Origin of the sequence: Pseudomonas sp. 3-2 (genome assembly GCF_019710535.1) — a bacterium.
In the GTDB taxonomy this organism is placed as follows: Bacteria; Pseudomonadota; Gammaproteobacteria; order Pseudomonadales; family Pseudomonadaceae; genus Aquipseudomonas; species Aquipseudomonas pharyngis.
In genome coordinates this window covers 5043818-5057100 of sequence record NZ_CP081200.1, presented here as the reverse complement: position 1 = coordinate 5057100, position 13283 = coordinate 5043818, and the positions used below count along the sequence as shown (strand labels likewise).

Annotated in this window: 13 protein-coding genes; 3 read left to right on the top strand and 10 right to left on the bottom strand. The window is 61.3% G+C overall.

Annotated elements, in window-relative coordinates:
• Window positions 1-137 precede the first annotated feature (137 nt).
• Genes K3819_RS22910 through K3819_RS22885 form a run of 6 tightly spaced genes read right to left on the bottom strand, consistent with a single transcriptional unit; the run spans window position 138 to window position 6860 of the window.
• Window positions 138-1472, bottom strand: a complete 1335-nt coding sequence (locus K3819_RS22910) for a DUF58 domain-containing protein (RefSeq protein ID WP_221398006.1) — start codon at window positions 1470-1472, stop codon at window positions 138-140.
• A complete protein-coding gene (locus K3819_RS22905; protein ID WP_221398005.1) occupies window positions 1469-2470 on the bottom strand; it encodes a MoxR family ATPase in 1002 nt (333 codons plus the stop codon). Before K3819_RS22905 ends, K3819_RS22910 begins: the two co-directional genes overlap by 4 nt.
• On the bottom strand, window positions 2467-3633 hold the full coding sequence (locus tag K3819_RS22900; RefSeq protein ID WP_221398004.1) for a DUF4350 domain-containing protein: 1167 nt from the start codon (window positions 3631-3633) through the stop codon (window positions 2467-2469). The genes K3819_RS22905 and K3819_RS22900 overlap by 4 nt, the downstream gene beginning before the upstream one ends.
• Window positions 3630-5174, bottom strand: a complete 1545-nt coding sequence (locus K3819_RS22895; RefSeq protein WP_221398003.1) for a DUF4129 domain-containing protein — start codon at window positions 5172-5174, stop codon at window positions 3630-3632. Before K3819_RS22895 ends, K3819_RS22900 begins: the two co-directional genes overlap by 4 nt.
• The gene (locus K3819_RS22890; protein WP_221398002.1) at window positions 5161-6138 is read right to left on the bottom strand and encodes a stage II sporulation protein M; all 978 of its coding nucleotides are present in this window, start codon (window positions 6136-6138) and stop codon (window positions 5161-5163) included. The genes K3819_RS22895 and K3819_RS22890 overlap by 14 nt, the downstream gene beginning before the upstream one ends.
• Window positions 6135-6860 (bottom strand): RDD family protein, encoded by a 726-nt coding sequence (locus K3819_RS22885; RefSeq protein WP_064599028.1) that lies wholly within the window; start codon window positions 6858-6860, stop codon window positions 6135-6137. Before K3819_RS22885 ends, K3819_RS22890 begins: the two co-directional genes overlap by 4 nt.
• A 180-nt stretch (window positions 6861-7040) precedes the next feature.
• Between K3819_RS22885 and sbcB the strand changes: the two genes are divergently transcribed.
• On the top strand, window positions 7041-8471 hold the full coding sequence (sbcB, locus tag K3819_RS22880; RefSeq protein WP_221398001.1) for an exodeoxyribonuclease I: 1431 nt from the start codon (window positions 7041-7043) through the stop codon (window positions 8469-8471).
• Between the two features lie 100 nt (window positions 8472-8571).
• Here the strand turns inward: sbcB and mvaT are convergent, their stop codons facing one another.
• Entirely contained in the window at window positions 8572-8949 is a 378-nt protein-coding gene (gene mvaT / locus K3819_RS22875; protein ID WP_007951234.1) for a histone-like nucleoid-structuring protein MvaT, read from the bottom strand.
• Window positions 8950-9288: 339 nt separating this feature from the next.
• On the opposite strand from mvaT, the gene purU reads away from it, so the two are divergent.
• A complete protein-coding gene (gene purU, locus K3819_RS22870; RefSeq protein WP_011335666.1) occupies window positions 9289-10137 on the top strand; it encodes a formyltetrahydrofolate deformylase in 849 nt (282 codons plus the stop codon).
• Between the two features lie 58 nt (window positions 10138-10195).
• Window positions 10196-10372 (top strand): hypothetical protein, encoded by a 177-nt coding sequence (locus K3819_RS22865; RefSeq protein WP_007951232.1) that lies wholly within the window; start codon window positions 10196-10198, stop codon window positions 10370-10372.
• On the opposite strand, the gene K3819_RS22860 is transcribed toward K3819_RS22865, so the two are convergent.
• The 3 genes from K3819_RS22860 to K3819_RS22850 are packed head-to-tail and all read right to left on the bottom strand — an operon-like array spanning window position 10356 to window position 13232.
• Window positions 10356-11354 carry a lysylphosphatidylglycerol synthase transmembrane domain-containing protein gene (locus K3819_RS22860; protein ID WP_221398000.1) on the bottom strand — a complete coding sequence of 333 codons (999 nt, stop codon included), beginning with the start codon at window positions 11352-11354 and terminating at the stop codon, window positions 10356-10358. The genes K3819_RS22865 and K3819_RS22860 overlap by 17 nt on opposite strands.
• A complete protein-coding gene (locus K3819_RS22855; protein ID WP_085610819.1) occupies window positions 11351-12127 on the bottom strand; it encodes a DUF2334 domain-containing protein in 777 nt (258 codons plus the stop codon). The genes K3819_RS22860 and K3819_RS22855 overlap by 4 nt, the downstream gene beginning before the upstream one ends.
• Entirely contained in the window at window positions 12120-13232 is a 1113-nt protein-coding gene (locus K3819_RS22850; protein WP_085610818.1) for a glycosyltransferase family 1 protein, read from the bottom strand. The genes K3819_RS22855 and K3819_RS22850 overlap by 8 nt, the downstream gene beginning before the upstream one ends.
• Window positions 13233-13283: the final 51 nt, after the last annotated feature.

Here is a 13283-nt window from a genome sequence, read left to right as displayed (position 1 = left end):
TGGCTAGCGATTTCTACTCGACTGGTGAGATGCATCAGCTTGTGATGCTCCTCGGGTGAACTGAGCCAGCTTATTGTTTAGAGCTTTTGATTTTTCGTAGTTTTAATCTGGCCTTCCCGTGTGAATTTCACAATGTGTTAGCAGAGTGCTCCAGATTTTTTCCAGCTCAGATACCGCGAAATTACGTCTGTACTCAATTCACTTGGGGGGGCATCTATCACTTGCACTCCTTGGGCACTCAATTTTTCATGGAGCACCGATCGGGCGTTCAGGTAATCCACTGTTGCGCAGTATTCAAGCGCTTGCTCAATCGTTTGCACCTGCGAATTCCGTCTATCTTCAAGCGTGCTTTCACGCAGGCTGGCCACGAGTACTTGATGCTGTTGGCTTAATTGTCTGACGGCGTTCAGCAATTCCTCATCATCCTTATCCCGCACATTCGTCACCAACACCACCAGCGCCCGACGCTTCTGCCTCGCCAGCAACTGATTTACCGCCGCCGGATAATCCGCCGAACGCCGCGTGCTATCCAGGTCATAAACACCGTTGAGCAACACCTTGAGCTGCCCCGCACCTTTGACCGGTGCAATGAACCGCGGCTGATCGCTGGCGAAGGTGGACAAGCCCACCGCATCCCCCTGTCGCAAGGCCACATAACTCAACAGCAGACACGCATTCAGTGCATGGTCGAAGTGCGACAGCTCCCCATCCTGACTGCGCATCTGTCGCCCGCAATCGAGCATGAAAATGATCTGTTGATCGCGCTCGTCTTCGTACTCCCGGGCAATCGGTGTGCGGTGGCGGGCGGTGGCTTTCCAGTCGATCTGACGCAGGCTGTCGCCTTCGCGAAATTCCCTGAGCTGATGGAATTCCATTCCCAGGCCACGACGCTGGCGCTGACGCACGCCGAGCTGGCTGAGCCAGTTGTCGACCGCCAGCAACTGGCCGCCGTAGAGGCGGGCGAAGTCGGGGTAGACGCGGGTGTGGTCGGTGATGGTCAGCAGGCGTTTGCCGGACCACAGGCCGAAGGGGCTCGGCAGGTTGAGTTCGCAGGTTTCGAAGGTGTAGTGGCCGCGTTTGAGCGGGCGCAGGCGATAGCCGATCAGGCTGCGCTGGCCGGGTTGCAGCTCGGTGGAGAGCGGCAGGTTTTCGTAGCCGAGGCTGTCGGGTACGTGGTCGAAGATTTGAATGGCCAGTGGCTGCTCGAGCTCGTGTTCGACTTCCAGCCGGATATCGCTCCAGCGACCGAGGGCCAGGCTGCCGGGCACCTGTCGTTGCACGCGGGGCGAGGGCAGACGCTTGAGACGCAGCGCGTCCAGCAGGCTCAGCGCAAACAGCGCCAGCAACAAACCCCAGTTGATCGACAACAGGCTCGATGGCACTTCCACATCCAGCGCCTGCAACGCGCCCAGCACAATGCCGATGGCCAGCAGGATCGCCAGCCAGATCAACAGCAGGCGCGAGGGTTTCACAGGCGCGGCGCCGGGATCTGGTCAAGCAGTTGCTGAAGGACTTGATCGACTTGCAGGCCTTCGATGTCCAGCTCTGGCGCGAGGCGTACCCGGTGACGCAACACCGCCAGTGCGCAACCCTTGATGTCGTCGGGAATCACGAATTCACCACCGCGCAGCAAGGCCCGGGCGCGGGCGCAACGGACCAGTGCAATGGAGGCGCGTGGCCCGGCGCCTAGGCTCAGCCCCGGCCAGGTGCGGGTGCTGCGCGCCAGACGCACGGCGTAATCGAGCACCTGATCGTCCAGCGGCAAATCGCTGGCGATGCGTTGCAGGGCTTGCACGTCCTTGGCCTGCAACACCGTGCGCAGCGGTTGCACGTCGAGCATGTCGGCACGGGTCGAGCGGCTGACCTGACGCACCATGTTCAGCTCTTGATCGGCGTCGGGGTAATCCATGCGCACCTTGAGCATGAAGCGATCAAGCTCGGCTTCGGGCAGCGGATAGGTGCCTTCCTGTTCGATCGGGTTCTGCGTGGCGAGCACCATGAATGGCTGGGCAATCGGCAGGGCCCGGCCTTCGAGGGTGACCTGACGTTCCTGCATCGCTTCGAGCAGGGCGGCTTGGGTCTTGGCCGGGGCGCGGTTGATCTCGTCGGCCAGCAGCAGGTTGGTGAACAGCGGGCCCTTGCGCAGTTTGAACTGCTCGGTTTGCAGGTCGTAGACCGCGTGGCCGGTGACGTCGCTGGGCATCAGGTCCGGGGTGAACTGAATGCGCGCGAACTCGCCGCCGAAGCACTTCGCCAGAGCGCGTACCAACAGGGTCTTGCCGAGGCCGGGAACGCCTTCGAGCAGCACGTGGCCGCCGGCGATCAGCGCGGTCAGCACATCGTCGATCACCGGGTTCTGGCCGATCAGCGCTTTTTGCAATTCGCCGCGCACGGCTTGGGCCAACTGGCTGGCGCGCTGGCGTTGCTGGGCCACGTGGCTGGGCGAGCCGGGTTCGATGTGTTCGGTCATAGCGTGTTCCTCAAGGCTTGCAGGTGGGCGACCTGACGGCAGAATTCGGCGCTGGACAGGCGCCGCTGCGGTGCCGGGCTCAGGGCCTGGCTGATGGCACGGGTCGGTTGGCGGGTCAGGCGCGACAGCACCAGCCATTGTTCGGCGACATTCAGTTGGTCGAAACCGGGATGTCGATGACGGGCGCGGCGCAGAACGTCCTGCTGCAACGCTTGCAGCAAGGTCTGCTGGCCGTTGTGACGCAGGATGAAATCGGCACTGGCGCGCAGGTGTTCCATCAACTGACGACGACCACTCGGAGACGGCGCCTGCACCGGGCCGTGACGCACGCCGACATGCCACAGCCACAGACCGATCAACGCCAGCAGGGCGACGATGGCTTGCGGGAAATAACGCCAGAGCAGGGTCAGCAGACTGTCGTGTTCAGTGTTGTACAACAAGGTCACGGCCGTGTCGGCGCTCAAATACCAGAGCAGCCAGGCATTGTCGTGTTGCGCAATGGCCGGGGTTTTCCACAGATCGGCATCGGTGACCACGGTGATCGTGCCGAGGCCGAAAGCCAGTTGCATCATGTGCGTGGCTTTCGCGCTGTTGGCCCAGGCCTGGGCGAGGTTTTTCGGGTCCTCGAGATGGAAGGCGGTGTCGAATCCGGCGTAGGCGGGTGCGTCCTCGTCTTCCAGATAGAGTTTGGTCAGATTCGGGAAGGCGTCTTCGGCGTCATCCGGTGGCGGATCCTTGAGATCCTTGCTGAAGAGTTGATGCAGTTGCACGCGGTCGAGCAGCAGGTCGTTGCTCTGCCCGGTCTTTTCATCCCAGATCGACTCGGCGACAAACACCAGCCTTCCGCCGGCCCGGGCCCAGTTCAGAACCTGATCGACCTGGCGTGGAGTCATTTTCGAGCGGTCGTTGAACATCAGCAGCGTGTGTTGGCGCGGATCGATGTCAGGCAACACGGCGAGGCTTTCGGCATGACTGACGTCGATCCCGCGTTCGCGCAGAAACATCTCCGCTGCCAGATAAGGATTGGCTTGCGCAGCGGGGGACGGGCCGTGATCGACCTCGGCTTGGTAAGGCGTGGCCTTGAGGTACAGATAAATGCCCAGCGCACCGAGCAGGGCGACGATCAACGCGCCGCCCAAAAGCCAGAGTGCGCGCCGGTTCAACGGGCAACTCCGTGGCCGAACAGGGACCGCCAGCCATCACACAATTCCTGTTGCAGATGCGCCGCCGGCACGCGGTGCCCGTAGGCCATGTTCTGCCAGTGACCGGTGAGGTGACGGCTATAAGTGAGCAGATCCGGGCGCTGCAACTGTTCGATCCGGGCCAGCACTTCGTTTTCGGTGTCGGCGGGTTTCAAGGTCAGGTTGAAGTCGTGCAATAGATGACTGAGCAATGCCCGGTACAGCAGACCCAGTGCCGCGCGCGGCTCGGTTTGCCAGAGCTGTTCCGCGTGGCTGGCGATGTCATCTGGCAGGCTTTCCTTTTGCAGGTCCAGACCGAAGGCCTGTTGCGGCAAGGGTCTTTTGTTCGGTTCGGGCAAGCGCGGACGACGGCCGACGAACGTTTGCAGAAGATCTCGATAACGCCAGACCAGCCAGCCGAGCCCGGCGATCACCGCGCCCCACAGCACGACTTCGATCGCCTTGGCCAGGCCGTCGAGGTGTCGGCCGTCCAGCCAGCCAAGCAGGGTTTTCAACCATTGCGGTGCCTCGCCTTCCCTGGTTTTTTCGGCAGCAGCGGGATCTTCGCCGAAGCGATAACGGGTGACGGTTTCCTTGTTCTTGAACGGCGGTTGTTCGAGCAAGGCCCTGATGCTGTCGCGTGATGCCTCGCTGGTCAGTGGCTGGTTCAACAGACGCGGTGCATCCGGAGCTTTGGCAGGCTCGGCAGCCCAGGCTGAGGGCAACCCCGGCAACAGCAGACACACCGCCAGCAGCAAGCCGATTGCGCTGCTGTTCAAACGCTGGCGCAAGCGGCGGAACACCAGTTCGATGTCCCACGCTTCGAGGGTGGTGCGGCGGTTCAGATACAGGCTGAACCCGCAGGCGACATACACCGGTTCCCAGATCACCAGGATCAACGCATAGAACGCATTGGTCAGATGCTCCAGCCAGCGCCATTCGTAGTCGGCCGCGAAGATCAGGCTTTGCCAGTCCCAATCGGTTTCGACCTGTTGCGGCAGCAGCAGATAGAACAACACCATCAGGCCGATCCACAGCGCCGTTTCCAGATGCACGCCGATGATCGTCAGCCATTGCGCGGCGCCGGCATTGCGTTGCAGCAGCACCTGTAAACGCTGTTGGCGAGCGGTGCCGTCGAGGCCTTCGAGTTGCAGCACGGGCAGCAGGAAGCTGCGGCTCAGGCTGAAGCGACGCCAGGTCAGGCTGGCGAGCAGTTGCGGCTTGAGCAGGCGCGGCCATTGGCGCAAGGCCTGTTTCAAGGTGGGTGTTTCGCCGAACAGTGCCTTGGACAGGATGTACAGCGGCAAACGCTCGTACGCCGGTTTCAGCCACCAGAAGATGAACACGGCAAGTGACGGTGAATCCCACAGCAACAGGCTGAGCACCGCGAACAGCGGCAGGGTGACGATCGCCCAACTGGTCATCAGCAGACGCTGGTGCTGCTGACTCATGAGCACGCCCAGGTCCATCGCCTCCCAGGTGGTACGCGGACGGATCGCCACGGTTGCGTCACTCAGGCGCATGGCGGGACCTTCCGGCGAACAGCAGATAGATCGCCACGCCGAGCCAGAGCCCGGTGCCGACCAGGTATTTGGTCTGCGGCGAAACCCCGGTGCGCGATGACCAATAGGCTTCGATAAACGCCGCGATCAACAGAAACAGCATCACGCCGCAGATCAGCCGGATGCTCTGGCGCGCCGCAATCTGCAGGGCTTCGATTCGTGTCAGGCGTCCCGGCGCGATCAACGCCCAACCCAGTTTCAGTCCTGCCGCACCGGCCAGGGCGATGGCGCTGAGTTCGAACGCACCGTGTCCGATCACGAATGACCAGAAGGTCTGGCCGAAGCCAATCTCGCTCAAGTGTCCGGCCACCGCGCCGATGATCAACCCGTTGTAGAACAGGAAAAACGCACTGCCCACTCCCAGCAGCAAACCGCTGGCGAAGGTCTGAAAGGCGATGCCGATGTTGTGCATGATGTAGTAGCCGAACATCACCCAGTCTTCGCTCGCCGCGCGTTCGGCCGAACGCCCGAGATGGCCGGCGGCGGGGTCGTACATGCTCTGCATCTCGCGCACCTGATCGGCGGGAATCAGGTTGTAGACCAGCTCCGGAAACAGGAACACCAGCAAACCGAAACCGGCCAGGCTGCCGAAGAACAACAGGGTGGCGACCAGCACGAAACGCCATTCTGCGCGGACCAACCGTGGAAAACCGGCCAGGATGAAACCCAGCACGTTAGCACCGAGCTGACTGCGATGACGGTAAAGCTGTTGATGGCCGCGCAGTACTTGCTGTTGCAGGGAGTCGACCAGAAAACTGCTGTAGCCACGGTCCTGCGCCAGGGCCAGATGCTGGCAGAGTCGGCGATAAGCCTTGGGAAATTCCGCGACCTGCGAGGTGTCCTTGCCCCGTTCCAGACGTTCGAGGGCGAGGCTGAAACGCTCCCATTCGGACTTGTGGCGCGATTCGAAAAGGCTTTGCTTCATGTCGGCCCCAACAGGCCGCGAGCGATGCCGTTGAGTTCACCGACGGCTTTCGGCGCACTGATGTGCAGCGGCTGGGCCAGCAAGGCAGCGAGTTCGTTGACCCGTGCCGTCGACAGTTCGCCCTGGCGCTCGGCGAAGGCGAGCAGGGCGCGTTGTTCAGTCAGGGTCAGCGGGATCGGCGAACGACGGGGTTCGGCATCGGGCAAGTGCGGACGCTTGAGCGGGCGTTCGCTGTAGATCACCAGCGTGCCGGCCGCGATGTCGCCGAGGCGTTTGAAGGTCGGGTGTTGCAGGCAACTGATCGCACCGAGGAAATAGCCGAACGGCATCAGGTCGACAAAACGCAGCAGGTTGCGCAGCAGGGAAGCCGACCAGCCGACCGGCGTGCCATCGTCGTGCACCACTCGCAAGCCCATCCATTGCTTGCCCGGCGAACGGCCTTGACGCAGTACTTCGAACAACACCATGTACCACCAGCTCACCACGAACAGCAGCAGTGAGCCCAGGCCGATGCCAAGCTTGCCGAGCAGCGCCAGCAACATGAGCAGCAGGCCCAGGATCAGCCCGCGCAACCCCAGATCAATGGTGAACGCCACGGCGCGCACCATCAGGCCGGCGGGACGCAGCGGCAGGTCGATGCCTTCCGGCGTTTCGACCTGGTGCCGCGTGTCCAGTGGCGGGGCCAGCGGTGCTTTCCTTGGCGGTGCTGTGGTCTCGAGCATGGGCTACCTGATGTTGCCGGATCGGGATGCAAGTGCGTCCGATGCTAGCAGTCTCTCGGGGGGGAACGACATAACTATGTCATACACATCTTTCAACCAAAGGTGACTGAATGATGCGGTGCTGGCCGCGACGGCGGTCGAACGCCTAGACTTTGCCGATCTTCAGTTCAGGAACCGCCCGTGACTTCCATTTTCTGGTACGACTACGAAACCACCGGCATCAATCCCCGATGCGACCGCCCGTTGCAGGTGGCCGGGATCCGCACCGACCATGAACTCAACGAAATCGATGCGCCGGTCAATCTCTACTGCCAGCCCAGCGAAGACATCCTGCCGCACCCGGCGGCGTGCGCGATCACCGGCATCACGCCGAGTCGTCTCGCCGAGCAAGGCTTGAGCGAAGCCGACTTCATGACCCGGGTCCACGCCCAGCTCGCGGCTCCCGGCACCTGCGGCGCCGGGTACAACACCCTGCGTTTCGACGACGAGATGACCCGCTACAGCCTGTACCGCAACTTTTTCGATCCCTACGCCCGTGAATGGCAGGGCGGTAACAGTCGCTGGGACTTGATCGATGTGGTGCGCGCCGCCTACGCATTGCGCCCCGATGGTCTGGTCTGGCCGACCGATGATGAAGGCCGGGTGACGCTCAAGCTCGAACGCCTGACCGCCGCCAATGGCATCGATCACGGCAATGCTCACGAAGCATTGTCGGATGTTCGCGCCACGATTGCCCTGGCCCGGTTGATCCGCCAGAAGCAGCCGAGGCTGTATGACTGGCTGTTCCAGTTGCGCAGCAAACAGAAGGTCATGGACCAGATTCGCCTGTTGCAGCCGATGGTGCACATTTCCGGCCGCTTCTCGGCCGCGCGCAGTTATATCGGCGTGGTGCTGCCGCTGGCCTGGCACCCACGCAACAAGAACGCGTTGATCGTTTGTGATCTGCACCTGGATCCGCAGGGGCTGCTCGACCTGGATGCCGAAACTTTGCGTCAGCGCCTGTATACCCGGCGTGACGAGCTGGCCGAAGACGAGTTGCCGGTGCCGCTCAAACTCATTCACATCAACAAGTGCCCGGTGGTGGCGCCGTTGGCGGTGCTGCGTGCTGAAGATCAACAGCGTCTGGGTCTGGACATGGCGTTGTATCAGGCACGTGCCTTGCGACTAAGTGACGCACAACAAGTTTGGAAAGATAAAGTCTCGGCGATTTATGCCAGCGAAGATTTCACCTCGAGTGAAGATCCCGAACAACAGTTGTACGACGGATTTATCGGTGATCGCGATCGTCGTTTATGTGAGCAAGTGAGGGCGACCGATCCTGCTCAATTGGCGCGAGAGCAATGGCCGTTCGATGACGAACGTTTGCCTGAATTGTTGTTTCGATATCGAGCACGTAACTTTCCCGATACGTTGAATTTCGAAGAGCAAGAGCGCTGGAAAATCTTTTGTCGGCAACGCCTGTCCGAGCCGGAGTGGGGGGCGCCTAATACCTTGCAATCTTTTGCCGAGGCCATGGAGCAATGGCGGGTTAGTGCTGCGCCGATGCAGGCCGAGGTGCTGGTTGAATGGCAGAACTATGTCCAGGCATTGCGCAAACGTTTGAATCTTTGAAATCGAACATGTCCGGCGCTTGAATGTCGGGCATAAAAAAACGCCAGCGTTCGCTGGCGTTTTTTGTATCACAGAAGCGCTCTGCGACAAGGGTTGCGGCTTAGCCCAGCAGGGTAGCCCAGCCTTCAACCACGTCACCGCCCCACTTGGCTTTCCACTCTTTCAGAGTTTTGTGGTTGCCACCTTTGGTTTCGATGACTTCGCCGTTGTGCGGGTTCTTGTATTGCTTAACTTTGCGAGCACGCTTGGTGCCGGTAGTTTTGGCTGCGCCGCCACGTGGAGCCTTGGTTTTGGACTCTGGATCCAGCAGCGCGATGATGTCGCGCAGGGATTTGGAATATTCGCCCATCAGTGTGCGCAGTTTGCCTTCGAATTCCAGCTCGGCTTGCAGTTTGTCGTCTTGCGACAGGTTCTTCAAACGGGCTTGCAGCTCTTTGATAGCTTCTTCGGTGGCACGATATTCGTTGATCAAGGACATGATTACTACCTTATGTGGGAGTGCGCGATGGCAGGGGACAGTGCGGCAATAATAGTCAGGCTGTTTCATCAAGTAAACATTTAACCGGGGTTTTTATTTGAATTAGTTACGTTGAAAAGCCCTGAATTGAATGTTCAGTTAAATATTGTGATGGAGTCTTCACAGATATTCACACAGCTCTGTTCAAGCATGGCTATTGCAACGCCATCATTCTGGCGTTTACGCGCGTCAAAAAAGCTGCGACGGGCTGCGGTGAGGCTCCTTGGGTCATCAATACTGCAGTTTTCCCGCGCAGTCGCTAGAATGGCGGCCTTTGCGAAGTTCTGGAGTTTCCCCCTCATGCGCACTTTTCGGTTGGTGATTTCTTGCCCGGACCGCGTTGGCATCGTTGCCAAAGTCAGTAACTTTCTGGCGGCCCACAATGGCTGGATCACTGAAGCGAGCCACCACTCGGATAACCAGGTCGGCTGGTTCTTCATGCGTCACGAAATCCGTGCCGATTCCCTGCCTTTCGGTATCGAGGTGTTGCGCGAGAAGTTTGCACCGATCGCCGAAGAGTTCTCGATGGACTGGCGCATCACCGACACCGAGCAGAAAAAACGCGTGGTGCTGATGGCCAGCCGCGAATCCCACTGCCTGGCTGATCTGCTGCACCGCTGGCACAGCGACGAGCTGGATTGCGAGATATCCTGCGTGATTTCCAACCACGACGACCTGCGCAGCATGGTCGAGTGGCACGGCATTCCTTATTACCACGTGCCGGTCAATCCGCAGGACAAGCAACCGGCCTTCGACGAAGTGTCGCGTCTGGTCAAGCAGCACGACGCCGAAGTGGTGGTGCTGGCGCGCTACATGCAGATCCTGCCGCCGGACATGTGCCGCGAATACGCGCACAAGGTCATCAACATTCACCACAGCTTCCTGCCGTCGTTCGTCGGTGCCAAGCCGTACCATCAGGCTTCGATGCGCGGCGTGAAGCTGATCGGTGCGACCTGCCACTACGTGACCGAAGAGCTGGATGCCGGCCCGATCATCGAGCAGGACGTGGTGCGTGTCAGCCACAGCGACAGTATTGAAGACATGGTGCGTTTCGGCCGTGACGTCGAGAAGATGGTGCTGGCCCGTGGCCTGCGCTATCACCTGGAAGACCGCGTGCTGGTGCACGGCAACAAGACCGTGGTGTTCTGATTCAGGTTCGCTCCCACGCAGAGCGTGGGAGCGATCCATGGACCGTGAGGAGTGACCGATGAGCGATCCACTGGACAAAGCCACTTCCAAGGCGCCCGCCACCTTGGGCGAGGGCTGCCTGAGCCGCTATGACCCGGATGACCTGAGCCCGGAGGACGGCACGGAGTTTCCCGGCGCTGCCGAACTGTGGGAACAACTCAAGGACGAAGAGGATGACCTCAAGAAGCCTGTCTGACGCTCAGCAGCTTTTTCAGCAACGGCCGGCCCAGCATCAATAGAAACACCGGGCCACCCACCAGCAGATAGAAGTAATACGTCACCACCCGCCAGATCAGGATCGCCGCCGCCGCGGTGGACTTGCCGACCATCGGCGCCAGAAGCGCCGCCGAGGTCAATTCCGCTGCACCGGCACCGCCCGGCAACAGGCTGAATTGCCCCGCTCCCAGCGAAAGCATCTGGATCAGAAAGGTCCAGGCCCACTGCACATCCGTCCCCAGCCCGCGCAACGCCAGATACAGCACGCTGTATCGCAGCGACCAATGCACGCAGGTCAGGACGAACACCTTGATCAATGTCGCCCAGGGCAACTTCAGCGCATCGGTGAAAGCTGCCAGAAAGTGCAGTAACTGCCGCGCCCAGCGCCGTCGAGTTCGCGGTTCGATGTTCATCCCGGCCAGCAGTCGTCCGCTCAAGCGGATCAAACGGCGGTGATAGCGCGCGACCAATGTGCAGCTCAGCAAGCCCCCGGACAATGACACGGCGCTGACAATCAGCAGCCATTCCATACGATCGCTCAGATGCTGGAACAGCGCGTAGATCAGAATTCCGCTCAGGGCGCAGAGAAAAAACAGCAGATCGCTCAACTGATCCATCGCAAACACGGCGCTGCCCCGGGCCGGGCGCACGCCGCTGCGGGCCAGCAGCGCCATGATCGTCAACGGCCCTCCGCTACCGCCGGGCGTGGCGCACCAGGCGAATTCGGCCGCCATCACCACCCCGAGGCTTTTCACGGGCGTGACCCTGTCACGCTGATCGCCGAGCAGCAGCCGCAGGCGCAAGGTGTTGATGCCCCAGCACAGCAGCACCATGGCGAACATGATCAACAGCCAATTCAGCGGAAAAGCCTGCAAGCGCTCCCAGGTCTCACCGCCGCCGAGCAGGACGGGCACCGCCACGGCCACCAACAGGCCGATCATCAGCAGAATGCCGCGGCTCAAGCGGCACGCTCGGCTTGAGTGCGCTGGCGTGTCAGCCAGTCGATTTTGGTCATGGGCACGCGTCCGTCCGCCAGCAGTCGTTCAAGGGTGCGCCACCAGTAATCCCGGGAAAAGCGGTGACGCATGTCCACCGGGTGCAAGCCTAGACGAATCACCGGCGCCTGACGCCAGCGCTGCTCTCGCTGTTCGCTGACGATCTTCGACACCCCGCGACGCCAGGCACTGCGCGCGCTCCACACCAGTCCGGGGGCCTCGACCGCCGCGAAATCCGGCAAGTGATAAAGATGCTGTGGATCGCTGGTGTAGCGCAGCGGCAATTCGCGCAGTGCCTGACGGGTGCCGGCGCTCATCAACCAGGCCGGGGCCACGAAACCGTGCAGCGGCCAGCCGTGGCGTCGAAACAGATCGATGCCCGGGCGCAGGCGGGCGAGGGCGGCTTCACGGGACAACTGATAGAACTCGCCTTCATGGGTGTAGACCCGGCGCATGAACCAGTCGCGAGCAGTACGCGGGCCGGGCTCGGTGTCCTCATGAAAGTGGCCGTGCAGGGCCAGTTCATCGCCGCGTGCGACGCGCTGGTCGAGCATTCGACAGAACTCGGGGTGGACCTCAAGGGCATCGTGGCGATGGAAGTCCGGGACCACCAGCCACGTCATCGGGACATTGCCCAACCGGTCAACGGCTTCGACGAAGGCTCGATAATCGGCCCATGTGGAGGGTGCTACGTCATGCAGCACCAGCATTACCGCCGGACGTTCGTGAAATTCAGCCATTGGCCACCCGAGGAACCGAATCGCCGAGTACCGCGTGGTAATGGCTCAGCAGGCTGTCGACCACCGTGTCCCAGGCGTAATACCGTTCGACATGTTGGCGTGCCTGTCGACCGAGTACGTCAGTCCCGCGACTGAACAGTTCGCGCACGGCATTGGCCATGGCTTGCGCATTGTTCGGCGCGCAGAGCAGGCCGCAGGATTCGCTGACGATTTCCTCGAACGCTCCTGCCGCCACCGCCACCACCGGAATGCCACAAGCCATGGCCTCCAAGATCACCAAACCGAAGGTTTCCTGATCGCCGGCATGGATCAGCGCGTCGGCGCTGGCCATCAACCGCGCGACCTGGGCGGCCGGGCAGAACCGATCGATCACGCTGACATTGTCCGGGACGGACGCCGGCATCGACGAGCCGACCAGCAGCAGGTGATAACGCGGCCCCAGGCGTTTCATGCAATCGAGCAGCACCGGCAGGTTTTTCTCTTTGGAACCGCGACCGGCAAAGATCAGCAGGCGCGTGTCCTCGGCGATCCCCAGCTCGGCGCGTAATCCAGCGTCGCGGGCATCCGGGTGGAAGGTCTGAAGGTCAACGCCCAGGGGCTGCACATATACGTTGCGTACCCCCAGCCTGCTGAGCTTGTCGGCCATGACCTGGCTGGGCGCCAGCACCCGGTCGAAATTGCCGTACAACTTGCGCACATACGCATCGACATTTGGCGTGACCCAATGGCCCATGCGGTTGCCCACCAGCAGCGGCAGGTCCGAGTGGTAGAAACCGATCACCGGCACATCCAGTTGTCGCCGTGCATCGAGCGCGGCCCAGGCGGTGAGGTACGGGTCGCCGACTTCGATCAGATCGGGTTGCAGATCCTGCAGAACGTTTCGCCAAGGGGCCAGGCGCAGGGGAAAGCGATAGCCCTTGCCGAAGGGCAGGGCAGGGGCGGGAACCGTATAAACGCCATCAGACTCACCAAAATCCGCCCCGGGGATCAGCAGGCTGTGGCGGATGCCGGGCTTGACCCCCAGCCGACGGTGCTTGGCATCCAGATAGGTGCGCACGCCGCCGCTGGCCGGGGCGTAGAACATGGTGATGTCAGCGATATGCACGGTGAACGTCCCTCCGCAGTGATCTCCCTTGGTTGACCTTTATCAAGAATA

Excerpts from the sequence above, each read along its gene's own strand:
- K3819_RS22890 (WP_221398002.1), bottom strand. The coding sequence starts at position 6,138 with ATGAAGCAAAGCCTTTTCGAATCGCGCCACAAGTCCGAATGGGAGCGT.
- K3819_RS22885 (WP_064599028.1), bottom strand. The coding sequence starts at position 6,860 with ATGCTCGAGACCACAGCACCGCCAAGGAAAGCACCGCTGGCCCCGCCA.
- mvaT (WP_007951234.1), bottom strand. The coding sequence starts at position 8,949 with ATGTCCTTGATCAACGAATATCGTGCCACCGAAGAAGCTATCAAAGAG.
- K3819_RS22905 (WP_221398005.1), bottom strand. The coding sequence starts at position 2,470 with ATGACCGAACACATCGAACCCGGCTCGCCCAGCCACGTGGCCCAGCAA.
- K3819_RS22855 (WP_085610819.1), bottom strand. The coding sequence starts at position 12,127 with ATGGCTGAATTTCACGAACGTCCGGCGGTAATGCTGGTGCTGCATGAC.
- purU (WP_011335666.1), top strand. The coding sequence starts at position 9,289 with ATGCGCACTTTTCGGTTGGTGATTTCTTGCCCGGACCGCGTTGGCATC.
- K3819_RS22895 (WP_221398003.1), bottom strand. The coding sequence starts at position 5,174 with ATGCGCCTGAGTGACGCAACCGTGGCGATCCGTCCGCGTACCACCTGG.
- K3819_RS22865 (WP_007951232.1), top strand. The coding sequence starts at position 10,196 with ATGAGCGATCCACTGGACAAAGCCACTTCCAAGGCGCCCGCCACCTTG.